The sequence below is a fragment of the Flavobacterium rhamnosi genome (assembly GCF_048286515.1).
In the GTDB taxonomy this organism is placed as follows: Bacteria; Bacteroidota; Bacteroidia; order Flavobacteriales; family Flavobacteriaceae; genus Flavobacterium.
Genome location: NZ_JBLVPS010000041.1, coordinates 1 through 15,042, shown reverse-complemented (window position 1 = coordinate 15,042; position 15,042 = coordinate 1). Strand labels below are relative to the sequence as shown.

The following is a 15,042-nucleotide window of genomic DNA, read 5'->3' as shown; positions in this document are numbered from 1 at the left end:
GTTTGTTATGGAATTAAGAGAGCTTATTACGGTAATAATGATCATACTTTCAGGAGGGGATCCTGACAAAGTATTTAAAACGTAAAGTGGTCGAAATTTCTTCCGACCACTCGTACCAACAAAGGCACTTTTCATTTTTATATTTATCTACTACTTATAAGCACTTTCTTTCTTGAAATGAACAGTCAATAAGTAGTAAACCACAACTCGGTATTTATTTTTATTCGAGCGCCCATATTTTTCCATTACTGCATCGATTCCTGCATCCAAATTAGCTCCATCGGCAAGTCCTAATTTTTTAATTAGAAAATTGTTTTTTACCGTGTCTAATTCAGTTTGTTGAGTTCCTGCTACCGTAGCAGAATCTGCATTATAAATGGACGGACCGCAACCGACAGTTACTTTTGTCAACAAATCCATGTCAGGATTAACACCGCATTTGTCTTTCAAATCGGCAGCATACTTTACAATTAATTCGTCTCTTGCACTCATAAATAAAAGTTTAATAATTAATTAATAGATATTAACTCTCTCAAATTTAAGCATTTAATCATGCATTTTAACGAATAAATAAAACAATTAAACTAATTCTTTAAAATACTGTGCCAAAATTCTATCGTTGTCTAATGTTGGTGTGAAAATTTCCAAAATACTTGGTTTTTCATTTTGAGTATACAATGCGACCAGGCTATTTTCTAAGCTTGCCTCATCACTGGCAATACTATATTCAAAACCATACATTTTAGCCAAATGCGCTGCAGTAAGACAATGTGATGTTTCAAAGAAAGTATTGAAAACAGGACTTTCCTCATGCCCAGGTAAAATTCTAAATATTCCGCCACCACCGTTATTTATTAAAATTATTTTGAAGTTTTTCGGGATATAACTATTCCACAAAGCGTTGCTGTCATACAAAAATCCAATATCACCCGTTATGAAAACCGTTTGTTTTTCATTGGCAACAGCTGCACCAATAGCCGTAGAAGTACTTCCGTCAATTCCGCTGGTACCACGATTGCAATATACTTCAATCGAAGAGTCAATAGCTATTAGTTGTGCGTAACGAATCGCCGAACTGTTACTAATTTGCAATTGACTGTTTGTTGGCAAACTTTGAATCACTTTTTCAAAAACTTTAAAATCTGAAAATTTAATCTTTGCCAAATACATTTCATGTTTTTGCCTTCTCAATAGCTTCACTGCTTCCAATTTCTCAAAATAATTGCTTTTCACCCCTTTAGTCAAAGGTAAAAATGCTTCGAAAAAAGTATTTGGGTTAACTTCGAAATGCTTCGTCAGTGCACTGAAAGTATCATACGCTCTTAAAGTATCAATATGCCAATGGTGTTTTGGCTTGTATTTTCTCAAAAAAGCCTTGATTCGTTTAGAAACAATCATTCCCCCAAAAGTCACTAAAATCTCAGGACGAAACTCCTCAAAATCCTCATTGGTAAAAGGAGTAATTATTGTATCAATATTATTTATAAAGGAAGAATGATACAAGTTGGATGTAGTTTCCGTCATAACAACAACCGATTCATCTTCAGCCAATGCAGCGATTGTTTTTTCGTTAATCGAATTCGGTTCATTCACACCTACCAAAATCATTTTCTTGGTTGAATCGTTCCAAATGGCAGCAAACTCCGAAATATTTTCAATAGGACTCAATGAATTTAAATTCGCAAAACGATTAACCATTACATCCACTGAAAGCGCTGAAACGGTTTCATATAAAGGCTCTTCAAATGGCGCATTAATATGAACCGGTCCTTTTTTATGCAAAGCGAAATCTATCGCTTCGTTTATTTTGAAATCATTTGCTTTTGAAGCAACTTCATTTAAATTCGCATTGTATAAAGAATGGTTTATAAACACATTTTCCTGCCGAATGGTTTGTCCGTCACCAATATCTATTTTACTTTGTGGTCTATCGGCAGACAGCACTATTAAAGGAATCTGACTGTAAAATGCTTCAGCAAAAGCAGGATAATAATTCAATAAAGCAGAACCTGATGTACAAACCAAAGCCACTGGCAGTTTTGTTTGCTGCGCAATTCCAAGTGCAAAAAAAGCAGCCACACGTTCGTCAGCAATGCTATAACATTGAAAAGCAGGATTGCTCACAAAACCAATCGTTAGTGGGGCATTCCGTGAACCTGGAGAAATTATTATGGTGGTGATTCCTTTGGCCAAACAAATCTGAATGATGCTTTGCGCTAAAGGTATTTTGGGGTAAATCATTGTTTTAGTTTCAAAGCAACAAAGATACAAAGTTGCAAAGGTTTTTCTCTAATCTGAAATAGTTTTCTTAATTTTGAAGTAAAATACTTTTCATGGAAATCAAGATAAGACCCGCTGTTTTTTCTGATATTGATACAATATTAGAAATCGTTAATCACGAAATACTTCATAGTACTTCTAATTATGATTATGAGCCTCACGATTTTGAAACCCAGAAACTATGGTATGAAGACAAATTGAAAAAAAACTTACCTATAATTGTGGCTGAGTTTGAAAATGGAGCAATCGGATTCGCCAGCTATGGTCAATTTAGACAAAAAATAGGGTATCAATACACCGTAGAACATTCCGTTTATGTCGCTCAGGAATTTATTGGAAAAGGTGTGGGAAAATTACTTTTGGCTGAACTTATTCGACTGGCAAAAGAACAAGGGTATCATGTGATGATAGGCGCTATTGATGCTGAGAATTCAGGAAGCATCGCTTTTCATGAGAAATTTGGTTTCAAAGTGGTCGGCACTATTCGTGAAGTAGGTTACAAATTTGATCATTGGCTGGATTTAGTTTTTATGCAACTGATTCTTAAATAGAAAATTGATTTTCAGCACAAAAAACATAATTGCTTCAAGAAAATCAGAACCGTGTAAAGAATCGTATATTTGCACAACTTAAATTTTCATGAATTACACCTTACTCTCATCGCCCTTACAGGGATTTACTGACTTTCGCTTTAGAAATGCTCAAAACAAGTATTTTGGAGGAATTGACACCTATTACTCGCCTTATATCCGTTTAAACGGAAAACTGGTAATCAAACCTTCTTATGAAAGAGACCTGCTCCCTGAAAACAATATTGGCTTAGAGGTAATTCCACAAGTCATAACGAACGATGCCGATGAGTTTTTATTTGTGGCGAAATACGTTCGAGAACTGGGATATAAGGAATTAAACTGGAATTTAGGATGTCCTTATCCAATGGTTACAAAATCCGGCATGGGTTCTGGTCTTATCAGTAACCCGGAAAGAATCAACAACATCCTTAATCGAGCACATTCTGAATCTGACATTATTGTGTCTATGAAAATGCGTCTGGGTTATGAAAACAGTGAAGAAATTCTTGATGTTTTGCCTATTTTAGATACCTATCCTATTAAGAATATTGCGATACACGCCCGTATTGGGAAGCAACTTTATAAAGGTGGTGTACATTTAGATGCGTTTCAACACTGTATTGACAACACTATTCATAAACTGTATTACAATGGCGACATCACTTCGGTGGCTAAATTTCATGAAATGCAAGAACGCTTTCCCTCGATAAACCACTGGATGATTGGGCGGGGATTAATTTCTGATCCTTTTTTACCAGGTATGATAAAAAACAACACTTCAGAGTACCCTGAAAATAAAATCGAATTATTCAGTGCGTTTCACGACACCTTGTATGCTATATATAGCGAGTCGTTATCTGGATCAACCCATATTTTATTAAAGATGTACCATTTATGGGAATACTTTTCTACTACATTTTCAAATCCACATAAAGTATTAAAACAAATAAAAAAAGCGCAGAGTATTCGAAATTATGAAGCGGCTGTTGCGGCAATATTCAAAAATGAAAAATTTTAAAATGTTTCTAAAATAAAAAAAGCGATTTTCAGTTTCCGAAAATCGCTTTTTTTATTTTAGTAGTATTGATGATTATGCTTTAATCCAGTTTACCACCTCAGGATCTGTAGGCAATGTTTTTGGAGCAATTACTTTTTCCAATTCTCCTTTTTCATTGATTAAGTATTTTTGAAAATTCCATTCTACATTTGAATCTTGCAATCCGTTTTTAGATTTTTGAGTTAAAAACTGATAAATAGAAGCCATATCATCCCCTTTTACGGAAACTTTATCCATCATTGGAAAAGTTACTCCATAATTCAGTTGACAAAAAGTTGCAATTTCTTCATTAGTCCCCGGTTCCTGCGCAGCAAAATTATTTGCTGGAAATCCTACAATCACGAATCCTTTGTCTTTGTATTCTTTATACAATGCTTCTAAACCTTTGTATTGTGGAGTCAAACCACATTTTGAAGCCGTATTAACCACCATTACTTTTTTACCTTTTAAAGAAGCAAAATCAAAAACGTTTCCTGATAAATCTTCTACTTTAAATTGATAAATATTTTCTTTGGCTACTGATGCTGTATTCATACTCTTTTCAGTTTTTTTATCCTGTGCCCGATTTTGGCAACTAAATAAGATTAAGGCGCATGTGGCAATAAATACTAAATTTTTCATATTTGAAATTTTTTATAAAAATAAAACAATTAATTGTTGCTTTAAAATTTATTTTGGTTAAACCATAGTTAAAAAGAAGCCTGATATTATAAAAAACACCAGGCTTCCAAACAAATAAACAACAATTCTTAATAACTATCTTAAAAAGTATAAGTAATTCTTCCTTTCATAAAAAAGGGTGTTCCCGGAGTAAAATGAATTTCTTCAACACTTTCTGCCTCGTTTTGCAATCTGGATTCAGTAGCAAATTGTGTTTCGTTCCATTCTGTATCAAAAATATTCTCTACTGCTATTCCAAAATTGATACTCTTATATTGATAATTAACATTCAAGTCTGATATAAAATAGCCTTTGGCAACAATAGAATTGTCTTCATTAGCCGGACGGCTTTTCAAATAACGATAGCGTAGTCCTCCTGAGAAACCATTTATTTTTTGAAAACTTAATCCACCAGTTGTTGTGAAATCCGGTGCTAATGGAATATAGTCTTGTCCTTTTGGTTCCTCTATACTTCTGGCATAGGTATAATTGCCATCAGCATCAAAATACAGCCAATCGTTCAATTGGTAACGCAATCCCAGTTCAGCTCCCATCCTTTTTGATTTTCCACTAGGTTCAATAATCCCTGCATCCCCTACATAAACAAACTCTTGTTCCAAAAATAAATACCATAAAGCCGAATTAACAATTAACTTTGGAAACGGTTTCCAAATCATACCTACATCGGTCCCAATGGCAGTGGGCAAAATTTGTTTTCCGTTATTTTGAACTACTACTCGAGTATCATTCGAATGAAACCCAATTCCTGATTTTATAAAAAACTGCAAATTGTTATTTTGTGAATAAATAAAATTCAGTTTTGGAGAAAATTTGACTTTAGATTCCGACTGTGTTTTATAATCTGTGGTCAACTTATCTTTATAATTAAACTTGAAATAGTCCAATCGAATCGCTGGATTAATCATCAATTTTCCAAAGTTGAATTCTGAATTCAAATACGAAAACATATCAGACTGATCAATATCTCCTAATTTTTTATTTTCTAAAACTGTTTTTCTGTTTAACGTATGAGAAAGTTCTGTATCTGTAGCTGCATCCGCACGAAAACCTCCACCAAATTGCAACAGAACATCTATATCATTTAGTTTTGTTTTCTTATTCAACTCCACGTTCATTCCGTAAATATCCCTATTTTCTTTCTGCTTAATCTGATCGCCATTAATTGGATCGTCCAGGAAAAAAGTAAAATTAGAATAGAGTTCAAATTGGTAATTCGAATAAAAGGCGTTAGCTTTCAAAAAGGTATTATCATCAATTGGCTTACTCAAACTGGCACTAAAATTAGTACGGGATGTACTTCCTCCTTCTGTATCATCAACAGCCCCAAATCTGGATATTGTTCCATTATCAATCAAACGTTGTGGAATTTGACCTGAAGCATCCCATTTGCTTGAAAAACGAGAAGTCAAAATAGAAAACTTACTATTATCATTTAAAATAGCAGAATACTTCCCTAAAAGATTGACGCGATTAAAATTTTGAGGCGAATCAAATGGCCCATCCGTCAAAATATATTCTGTGGCGATGTAAGCACTTTGTGTTTTTTGGTTACCCAAAAGATTAAACAATCCTACCGTTCTCAAGGTATTGAATTGTCCAACTTCTAAACCAATACTACTTTTTTCAATTTTGTCTTTAGTTTGGAAAGCAACGTATCCTGCCGTAGCAAAATCCCCTTTGTTGGCATAATACGTCCCTTTTCCAAAATCAATTTTCTCGACCGTTTCCGGAATTACGAAATGCAAATCAGCATACCCTTGACCATGTGCATGAGATACCATATTCACAGGCATTCCATCCACTGAAATCGCAATATCAGTTCCGTGATCAATATCAAATCCTCTTAAAAATATTTGCTCCGCTTTTCCTCCACCAGCATGTTGTCCAATGAATAATCCCGGTACTTTTCGTAAAATTTCCTGCGAAGAATTTACCGGAGTCGTTTGCAAATCAATTTTTGAAATGACGTTCATAGCCGAAAGTTTCGGTTGGATTACAATTTCATTCAATCTAAAAATATCATCTTCCAAAATAATTACATCATCCGAAGACACAACTGTGAAATTTGATTTTTTATACCCTAAAGCAGTGATTTTGATCACATCTCCAATTACCGTTTTGTCGATACTAAATAGTCCGAATTCATTGGTATGTGCATGGCTTTCAGAATTTATATTTACTAAATAAGCATTTTCCACAGGATTTCCATCACTATCTAAAACTTTACCTTTTTGAATTTGGCCATACGAAGACAACCCAAAAAGGGTAATCAACACTACAATGATACTCCTCATAACGCTACTATAATTGATTTACTTTTTTGTCAAAATTGGGACCCAATTCGTACAAACTGGATAATAATTCTTCTTTAATAGGTTTCGTTTTGAGCGCTAAATTATTTGATTTGTAAATAACAGCCAAGTGGTATTGTACCTTCGGTTCGAATGATTTTCCAACCACATGATTCTGAGCAACTTCTAATGCTTTTTTATTTTCGCCTAAATTTAAGTAGGACCAAGCCAATAAATCATAAGAATCAGCAGTTGGTCTGTGATCCACTTCAATCTGAGCAATTTCTAATGCTTTTTGAGCTGTCTGCTTATGATCTGCATATATTAAAACATTGTATTTGTTGTACATAGCTCCATAATTATTTTTCTCCATCATAGAAAAATAAGCATTTCTATTTTTAATTTCCTCTCTTTTATTTCCCTCAAAATGAGCAATTTGAGATTTAAACAAATAAAAATCAGGAGTATTGTGGGTAGCAGCAACAGCATCAATAATTCTCTTCGCTTCCTCTGTATTTCGCTCTTTAGAGAAAACAATCCACGCTATACCTTTTAAAGCATAGGAATAATTAGGATCAATTTCTAAAGTTTTTAGGTAACTCTCATACGATTCCTTAATTCTTCCAGCATGACCATAAAAATCGCCCAAATTAGAGTAAGACCATATTTTAAGTACTTTATTATTATCTTTTTCAGCAATACCTTTGGCTTTCTCCATAAATGTTATTGCGGTATCCAGGTCGCCTTTATGATCGTTCCATTTTGCCAAACGAATCAAATAATCAAAACTATTCATATCCCTGATGGTATTAAGGTTTTTAACTGCCTGCGCATAGTTCCCCAACTCCATTTGGATATCGAATAATAATTTTTGTGTTTCTTTTTTGCCCTCACCTATCGCTAAGGCTTTGTTCGCAAGTACTAACGCTTCTTTAAAACGATGTTGAGAGATATAATTTCTCGCCAAAGATCGAACCGTAGAAACTCTCGAGTAATCATAGGCTTCATTCGATTTTGTCAATAATTCTTCTGTCTTATATAAATGATTGATATCTCCTGTATATTCGAAAAGCACACCGTAGTTGGCAGCCAATTGACTCAAATAACTAATTTGATTGGGAGCTGCATCAAATTTTTTCTGCCAAAAATCAATTTCATTGTGAGCAAAAGTTATTGACTTATTGTCTTTTAAACTCAAATACTTCGCATAGTCTTCTTTATTGGTAATTTGTTCTGATTTAGTCTCGCAACCGAATAGGAATAGGATTGTGAAAACCAAAAACGGGATTATTTTTAAAGTTTTCATACTCTAATTGTTTGTTTGTTTGTTTGTTTGTTAAAAAAAAACAGAGCGAAGATTGTTACATACACTCTGCTTTTTTTTATAGAATACTACCAAGCTGAAGCTAAGTATGGAAAAGTTGCTCCAAATGTTTTATCATTAGCATCAACATTATCTGAAGTAACTCCTGGATTAGAACCTCCTGTCGGTCCTCCAAAAATCAATAATAACTCGACATCAATTACATCGTCTGCCAATGCTCTCCCTGTTAAAACATTAGTCCCGTCAAAGAAAGTTGTTGGTGCCGTTTTAGAAACTCCCAATACATCTGTAGCCAAAAGACCTGTCAACTGAGCGGCAGTTTGCCCTAAAGCATTTACAGTATATCCTGGATTCAAAGCCATTAATCTAGATTGAAAAATAGATTGGTACTTCGCTCCCATTGCGGAAGGAATAGCGGCATTGAATTCATCCTTTGGTGCCCCTGCAGCAACAAACACAGTATTAATTGCCGGTCTGGCCATTTGATCTTGTTGAACGTAAGTTCCAGAAAAATCTGGAGTTACATCCCCACCATTTGAATCGTCATTATCACAGTTTACTGAAACAACTGCAGCTACCAGCGCGATTGTTATAATTTTGAATTTATTTGTTTTACTCATGATGTTTGTATTTAAGTTTTTAGAAATCGTGAATCTCCGATTTCAAGTTTTTATTTGTTTTAAATAAAATTAATTATTGTTTTTTCTTAGTCTCAGCCCAAACATTTAATGTGCTTGAAGTTCCTAACATTGTTTTTGGAACTTCTACGACTATTGACATTACATTCGTTCCTGCAAATGTGTCTGTTCCTGGATTATTAAATCCTGTAGCCGTTCCGCCAAGGATTGCTTTAAATTGACCTAAATCAAAAAAGAACGGATCGTCTCTTGGTCCTGCGAAAAATTTCATTCCGTTTTGTTCAGCAGTTAAAGCAGCTGTACCATAAGATGATATTGTAACACTTCCTGAAGCTGCAGTAGTTTTAACCGTACTTGTTGTTCCTGTTGCTCCCGGAGCAACTGGTCCAAAGAAATACATCTTATCGTCTTTTCTGATGGCTTGAATCACTAAATCTTCAATATTATCATTGTTGTTGTCAATATTGATTTCTACCATCACATTTTCTTTGAAAGTAGCAGCACCAGTTGCATTTGGGCTTAATAATCCTTGTGTGTTGACGGCAAATACTAAATTACTTGTGTTTTGTCCTTGAAAAGCGTAAACATCTGTAATGTCACCTGCATCACCAGACATTGTTGCTGGAGCATCAATGTGATCCGCTGCTACTAAAATTAAGCCCGAAATCGCCACTAGCGACAGACCTAAAATCATTTTTGTTTTTTTCATTTTGTTTTAAATTAAAAGGTTATAAAAGCATTTACGGGATTAGATCTCGTTTGGTTTTAAAAATCATAATAAAAAATCAAAATATTAATTAAACAATTTAAAATCAACAGATTAAATACTTAAAAAAAATACAACTGTTTTTATTTTTATTTTTATTTGATGTTGACAATCATAAAATATACCATTTGTAAATAAGAATGTATAAGTTTGTAATAGTTAAAATATAAAGTATATGAGTCAAGAAGAATTGTTAGTATTAATTTATAAGAAGGACGAAAGAGCATTTACACATCTATATGATATGTATTCTAAAAGTTTATTTTCGGTTATTAATGTTCTTGTGAAAAATAGAGAAGAAGCAGAAGATGTACTTCAGGATGTATTTGTAAAAATCTGGAAAAACATTGATTCTTATCATGAAAGCAAAGGAAGGTTTTACACCTGGATTCTGAATATTGCCAGAAATACTTCTATAGATAAACTGCGTTCTAAAAGTTTTAACAACAGCCAAAAAAACCTTACTACAGATAATTTCGTAAATCTATTTGAAGACAGTTCTAAACTTGCCGACAAAATGGATGCTATAGGTTTGCAGGAATTTGTAAAAAGACTGAAACCAAAGTGTATCCAAATAATAGATTTACTGTTTTTTAAAGGCTATACCCAACAGGAAGCTTCAGACGAATTGGTCATTCCTTTAGGAACGGTAAAAACACAAAATAGAAATTGTATTAATGACTTAAGAAATTATTTGAAAGTATAATGGAAATAAAAGAATATATAGAATCAGGAATCCTGGAGCTTTACGTTTACGGTTTACTAAGTGAAACCGAAAACGAAGAGGTAAGCGCCATGGCGAAAAATAATCCAGAAATAAACGATGAAATTATAGCAATTGAAAAAGCAATTGTTGCATTGTCTTCGAGCTTTTCACCATTTCACTCTGTAGCTAATTATGAAAAAATTAAAGCTAAGCTAGAGCTCAAACATGCTAAAGTAATAGAGTTGGAACCTACCGGCAATTGGTCAAAATATATTGGTTGGGCAGCAGCAATACTACTATTGGTTGGTATTGGATATCAATACAATCAATTAAATGAAACCACCACGCAAGTGGTCAATACTGAAATTGAGAAAGCAAAATTAGAGAAAGAATTTAATGTCTTAAAATTAAAAAACACAGCTAACGAGACCAGTTTAGCGGTTGTAAGAGACACTAAAAATACTGTTGTAGCACTTGGTGGACAGGCAGTAGCTCCTCAATCTTTTGCAAAAGTATATTGGAATCAAGAAACAAAAGTAGTTTATATTGATGCAGCAGGTTTACCAGAACCACCGGAAGGTATGGTGTATCAGGTTTGGGCATTGAAATTAAGCCCGTTGACTCCAACAAGTATCGGATTACTGGAAGACTTTGATTCTAACGAGCAAAAATTATTTGCGGTGAATAATGCCAAGGAAGCGGAAGCTTTTGGAATTACGCTGGAGCCTAAAGGCGGAAGCTTAACGCCTACAATGGAACAATTATATACATTAGGAAAAGTATAAAGAATATCTTTCATGTAAAATTAAAAAAGGTTCAGCTATAAATGAAGCTGAACCTTTTTTTTTAGAATATAAACAGCTATATATTAAACAATTATAATTCGACACCTATTATCGGACCCAATACCAAATAATCCCAGGGTTTGGATTGCCACAACAACCTAACCATGGTGCAGGACTAAAACCACAAGTAGATACTAAAGTTCCCCACCAATCTCCATTAGGATCAGTACTTGTAGTAATAGCTCCACAACTAGCGGGTGAATACCAGGGCATTATTTGTTCAATTCCACTACCATTATATGTCCAGGAATCAAATTGAGTATTTAATGTAATATCTGTTTGAGTATTTGAAGTGTTCACAAAACTATATGCTTGATTTGCTGTCCAAATTCCTCCCCAACTCCCTCGCGTTGTTGCATCAATCATATATTGGAAACCACTACTACTCCTTTTGATATAATCTGCATAAGCTACAATAGAATATTGTCCGTTAATCGTTGGAGCCGTTTCATTCCTTAAAATAGCATTACTTCCATTCCATCCCGAAACATCGTTATTGCATAATATCAAAGTCCAGCCTCCACCGTCTGTAGTCATATCAGCATAAATCTGGAAAGGAGTTCCTCCATTTATATTTGGGTTCGTAATCCAATATAAACCATCTGTAGCCGCTGGATAATCTTGTTTAATTTGATAAGCGCTTAATCCCGCTGAAGCTGCTGATAATCCATCATTTGATTTAGTAGAAACTATTTGACCAAATTTAGTTAATGAATTACTTGAAGATAATACCCCATTTTTATTGGTATAATTGAAATCACTAGTCGATACTTCTCCATTTTTTGTTAATACCGTAACACTATTTACTGTCAAAGTCGTACTAATAGTATCTCCATAATGAGACCCATTGGCCGCTTGCGTTGCTGTAATCGTGGTGGTTCCTACTCCAGTTATAGTGACAGTCGTACCAGTAATGGTTGCTACAGCGGTATTACTACTGGTATAGTTAATACTACCTGTACTGGAAGTACTAGGAGGCACAATCAAATAAGAATCATCAAAATAGGTTCTTGTCTTTGAAATAAAGTTGCTTAAATTTGGATTGTTAAGTACGGTTACTGTTACGTTACTAGAAACAGAACAACCTTCATTCGCAGAATAACCTGAAACTTGATAGGTGGTCGTTTCAGATGGACTGACTGTAAATGTTTCACCGGCAACCATTAGTTGTCCATAAATATCGTAATAGGAAGCAGAGCTTTTTTCAATGGTTTCTCTATTTGAATCTGATAATACCGAATCAAACACGAATATATCGGCAACATCTGCATCTGAAGATTCACCTTGATTAATTCTTAAACCATCTGGTCCACTAGTTCCTCCATTTGTGCTTATGGTTTTAGAAATCCCATTTTCAAAAATAGTGGAAGCGCTAGCGGTCCCCGTTGCTGAATATACATATGGATTATTATCAGCAGGACTACCCCCTTCCGCAGAAACCCAACCATCAAAATGAGCTTGACTTTTACTTCCGTTCCACCAACCTAACAACCAGTTGTTGTTAGCATTTAAAACCCTGCCTCTATTCGGCCCCGTTTGTTTTCCTGCATAAATTACAGTAAATGGCGGGGTAAAATTCACTTCATTTTTTATATCTTGTGAAGTGTTAAATCTTAAAATAGGTTTGTTATTTAATCCATTATAAACATAAAGTGGTTGCGCACTTGCTGATGATGGAATCATATCGTTTCCATTGCCTGATTGATCGTAAAGTTTAACACAGTATCCTGCTGAAAAACCTAACCATGAACTAATTGCCTCTGTATTTAAATGCGTATCCGCAAATCCAAAATCGGCTTCTGCATTGTCGCTATCGCGTCTCAAACGAACTGCAAATCCAGTATAAGCAGATCTTAGTAAACGTAAACCAACAGCAAGCCTACAGGTTGCAACCTGGTCCAAGGGAGTAGACAAACCTGTCCCCCATAAATAAGTACTAGCCCCTGAGGCAGTCAACGTTATAGCCGATCCAGAATTAACAGAAGGGCTAGAAGGGGAAATACTAACTGAAGATAAACTCTCTACTGTTATTGCCCCAGAGACGCTACTTGTAATTGCAGGCCCTTCAGAACCTGAAACAACAACATAATAGTAAGTAGTCCCTGTAACTGAAGTTGGTGGAATAAAAGTACTATTATTTGCACCATTAATTAAAGTCCCTCCAATGGCACTAGAACTAGAATTACTGTACCATTGATACATCAGATCGGGTCCTGAAGCCTGAACCATTAATGGGGTTGCGGTTGTTCCTAGACATTCAAAATGATCTGAGGACGAAGGATTACTGCCTATTGCTGCAGCACATGATACCATTGCAATTCCATAATAAGCCCCTTGATTACATTCAATTGATCGTCGAGTATTAGAATCATTTAAAGTAGAAAATCCTATAGCTTCACTTTCTAAGATTGATCCTCCTCCGCTACCACCGTCATAATTACCTATAAATACTTGACTTAAGATAGAGGTGTAAGGGCTAATGGATAAAATCATGGCTTCATCAACAGGAGCCAGCGATTCAGATGTTGTTTTTGAAATTCCATCTTTCCATATTTCAAGAGGATACAAGTTAAAATGAAATGTAGTACCTCCATTTTCCAATATCCCTCCTATTCTGGGAGTTCCCTCCAGAATAGTATGATAACTTGGCCAATTGGTAAGTTCAGATCTTACTACCGAAGTGATACTCGATAAACTTAATGTTCCTGAATAAACCAGTCCTTTATCTCCCGAAAAATCAATCGCTACTTTTGATCCAATATATTTAAACGTTCCACCAAATACTACTTGAGGTTGAAGGTTATAATCTGTTTTAATCATATCTCTCCCATTACCACTTTGATCATACCAAATAGTTACAAAACCATCATTTGCACCAACAAAAGTCAATAAAGCGCTTGTATCTAAATCACCGTCAACGGTAAAACCAATATCCTGAGTTGCATTATCGTTACTGCGACGTACTTGTATGGCATCACCAATATAAGAAGTACTTAATTGTCTCAAACTATAGCCAAGAGCTACGGGTGTGCTGCTCGTAAGTCCTAAATTGTCAAAAACATTCTGAGCATAACCTTCTAAAGTAGAAACGATCAAAAAAAAGAAAAACATTTTTTTATAAAACTTCATAGTATTATTGTATTTGAAGCTACTGATTAGTAAAAATAATCAAACTGAATTCTATCGTTTACCGATAATGCATATGCCCCATTATTAGCAGAAACATACGTTAAAGTAGTTCCAATAACGCTATAAGCTGAATTACTTATTCTAATACCGTTTACATACATTTTTACTTTACTTTTTTCTGATGGTGTTTGCGTTAATGTAAAGGTTGTTCCAGACACATAAGTATACTCATCTGCCACTTCTGTAATACCTGATGAAGACAATGTACCAGCAGATATAATGATATTAGCTCCCGCTGTAACCACAGAACCATCTGCCATCAAAAATTCAGAAGAAAGCCCTCCACTTTTAACAATAGCAGGAGCGGTTAAGATACCTGTAAATGTTGGTGATTCCAAAGGTGCTTTTAAAGATACATCAGTATTCGAAGCTTTTTCATCCAATGCTGTTTGTACAACAGTTTTATATGAATCAACATCAGATTGAACAGCATTAATATCGGTTTGTAAAGTCGTCTCAGCTAAATCACTTGCAGCTTTATTAGTAGCAACGTCCGACTGAACCCCTGCAATAGCGGTATCAGTAGCGGTTTTATTGGTATCAATAGTGGTTTGTAAAGTAGTATCAGCTGAATCGCTTGCCGCTTTATTAGCATCAACATCCGACTGAACTCCCGCAATAGCGCTATCAGTAGCGGTTTTATTGGAATCAATAGTGGCTTGTAAAGTAGTATCGGCTGAATCGCTTGCCGCT

Annotated in this window: 13 protein-coding genes; 4 read left to right on the top strand and 9 right to left on the bottom strand. The window is 34.8% G+C overall.

Features of this window, described 5'->3' with window-relative positions; all coding sequences use genetic code 11:
• Nucleotides 1-150: 150 nt before the first annotated feature.
• Together ACNQGN_RS18600 and menD are read right to left on the bottom strand one after the other, a co-directional pair.
• Complete coding sequence (locus ACNQGN_RS18600) at nt 151-492, bottom strand: DUF2853 family protein (RefSeq protein ID WP_417989324.1); 342 nt, start codon at nt 490-492, stop codon at nt 151-153.
• An 87-nt stretch (nt 493-579) separates the two neighbouring features.
• Nucleotides 580-2,241 carry a 2-succinyl-5-enolpyruvyl-6-hydroxy-3-cyclohexene-1-carboxylic-acid synthase gene (menD, locus tag ACNQGN_RS18595; protein ID WP_417989323.1) on the bottom strand — a complete coding sequence of 554 codons (1,662 nt, stop codon included), beginning with the start codon at nt 2,239-2,241 and terminating at the stop codon, nt 580-582.
• A gap of 92 nt (nt 2,242-2,333) precedes the next feature.
• Between menD and ACNQGN_RS18590 the strand changes: the two genes are divergently transcribed.
• The gene (locus tag ACNQGN_RS18590) at nt 2,334-2,831 is read left to right on the top strand and encodes a GNAT family N-acetyltransferase (protein WP_417989322.1); all 498 of its coding nucleotides are present in this window, start codon (nt 2,334-2,336) and stop codon (nt 2,829-2,831) included.
• Between the two features lie 88 nt (nt 2,832-2,919).
• On the top strand, nt 2,920-3,870 hold the full coding sequence (locus tag ACNQGN_RS18585; RefSeq protein WP_417989321.1) for a tRNA dihydrouridine synthase: 951 nt from the start codon (nt 2,920-2,922) through the stop codon (nt 3,868-3,870).
• A 72-nt stretch (nt 3,871-3,942) separates the two neighbouring features.
• On the opposite strand, the gene ACNQGN_RS18580 is transcribed toward ACNQGN_RS18585, so the two are convergent.
• The 5 genes from ACNQGN_RS18580 to ACNQGN_RS18560 all read right to left on the bottom strand — a co-directional run bounded on the left by ACNQGN_RS18580 (nt 3,943) and on the right by ACNQGN_RS18560 (nt 9,552).
• On the bottom strand, nt 3,943-4,530 hold the full coding sequence (locus ACNQGN_RS18580) for a glutathione peroxidase (protein WP_417989320.1): 588 nt from the start codon (nt 4,528-4,530) through the stop codon (nt 3,943-3,945).
• Nucleotides 4,531-4,670: 140 nt separating this feature from the next.
• Nucleotides 4,671-6,884: a TonB-dependent receptor gene (locus ACNQGN_RS18575; protein WP_417989319.1), complete on the bottom strand. Its 2,214-nt coding sequence runs from the start codon at nt 6,882-6,884 to the stop codon at nt 4,671-4,673.
• Nucleotides 6,885-6,891: 7 nt separating this feature from the next.
• Nucleotides 6,892-8,187 (bottom strand): tetratricopeptide repeat protein, encoded by a 1,296-nt coding sequence (locus tag ACNQGN_RS18570; protein ID WP_417989318.1) that lies wholly within the window; start codon nt 8,185-8,187, stop codon nt 6,892-6,894.
• Between the two features lie 86 nt (nt 8,188-8,273).
• Complete coding sequence (locus ACNQGN_RS18565; RefSeq protein ID WP_417989317.1) at nt 8,274-8,825, bottom strand: DUF4331 family protein; 552 nt, start codon at nt 8,823-8,825, stop codon at nt 8,274-8,276.
• Between the two features lie 73 nt (nt 8,826-8,898).
• Entirely contained in the window at nt 8,899-9,552 is a 654-nt protein-coding gene (locus ACNQGN_RS18560; protein ID WP_417989316.1) for a DUF4331 family protein, read from the bottom strand.
• A gap of 232 nt (nt 9,553-9,784) precedes the next feature.
• Here ACNQGN_RS18560 and ACNQGN_RS18555 point away from each other — a divergent pair, with 232 nt between their 5' ends.
• Complete coding sequence (locus tag ACNQGN_RS18555) at nt 9,785-10,315, top strand: RNA polymerase sigma factor (RefSeq protein WP_417989315.1); 531 nt, start codon at nt 9,785-9,787, stop codon at nt 10,313-10,315.
• Nucleotides 10,315-11,100, top strand: coding sequence for an anti-sigma factor (locus ACNQGN_RS18550; RefSeq protein ID WP_417989314.1), 786 nt, complete (start codon nt 10,315-10,317; stop codon nt 11,098-11,100). The genes ACNQGN_RS18555 and ACNQGN_RS18550 overlap by 1 nt, the downstream gene beginning before the upstream one ends.
• 108 nt (nt 11,101-11,208) lie before the next feature.
• Here the strand turns inward: ACNQGN_RS18550 and ACNQGN_RS18545 are convergent, their stop codons facing one another.
• Complete coding sequence (locus tag ACNQGN_RS18545) at nt 11,209-14,289, bottom strand: fibrinogen-like YCDxxxxGGGW domain-containing protein (protein WP_417989313.1); 3,081 nt, start codon at nt 14,287-14,289, stop codon at nt 11,209-11,211.
• A 26-nt stretch (nt 14,290-14,315) separates the two neighbouring features.
• Nucleotides 14,316-15,042: hypothetical protein (locus ACNQGN_RS18540; RefSeq protein WP_417989312.1), on the bottom strand; the 727-nt coding region annotated here is incomplete at its 5' end.

Bases quoted from the DNA above. Each gene is read 5' to 3' on its own strand.
- menD (WP_417989323.1), bottom strand. From the start codon at position 2,241: ATGATTTACCCCAAAATACCTTTAGCGCAAAGCATCATTCAGATTTGT.
- ACNQGN_RS18545 (WP_417989313.1), bottom strand. From the start codon at position 14,289: ATGAAGTTTTATAAAAAAATGTTTTTCTTTTTTTTGATCGTTTCTACT.
- ACNQGN_RS18585 (WP_417989321.1), top strand. From the start codon at position 2,920: ATGAATTACACCTTACTCTCATCGCCCTTACAGGGATTTACTGACTTT.
- ACNQGN_RS18560 (WP_417989316.1), bottom strand. From the start codon at position 9,552: ATGAAAAAAACAAAAATGATTTTAGGTCTGTCGCTAGTGGCGATTTCG.
- ACNQGN_RS18600 (WP_417989324.1), bottom strand. From the start codon at position 492: ATGAGTGCAAGAGACGAATTAATTGTAAAGTATGCTGCCGATTTGAAA.
- ACNQGN_RS18575 (WP_417989319.1), bottom strand. From the start codon at position 6,884: ATGAGGAGTATCATTGTAGTGTTGATTACCCTTTTTGGGTTGTCTTCG.
- ACNQGN_RS18555 (WP_417989315.1), top strand. From the start codon at position 9,785: ATGAGTCAAGAAGAATTGTTAGTATTAATTTATAAGAAGGACGAAAGA.
- ACNQGN_RS18550 (WP_417989314.1), top strand. From the start codon at position 10,315: ATGGAAATAAAAGAATATATAGAATCAGGAATCCTGGAGCTTTACGTT.
- ACNQGN_RS18580 (WP_417989320.1), bottom strand. From the start codon at position 4,530: ATGAAAAATTTAGTATTTATTGCCACATGCGCCTTAATCTTATTTAGT.
- ACNQGN_RS18565 (WP_417989317.1), bottom strand. From the start codon at position 8,825: ATGAGTAAAACAAATAAATTCAAAATTATAACAATCGCGCTGGTAGCT.
- ACNQGN_RS18570 (WP_417989318.1), bottom strand. From the start codon at position 8,187: ATGAAAACTTTAAAAATAATCCCGTTTTTGGTTTTCACAATCCTATTC.
- ACNQGN_RS18590 (WP_417989322.1), top strand. From the start codon at position 2,334: ATGGAAATCAAGATAAGACCCGCTGTTTTTTCTGATATTGATACAATA.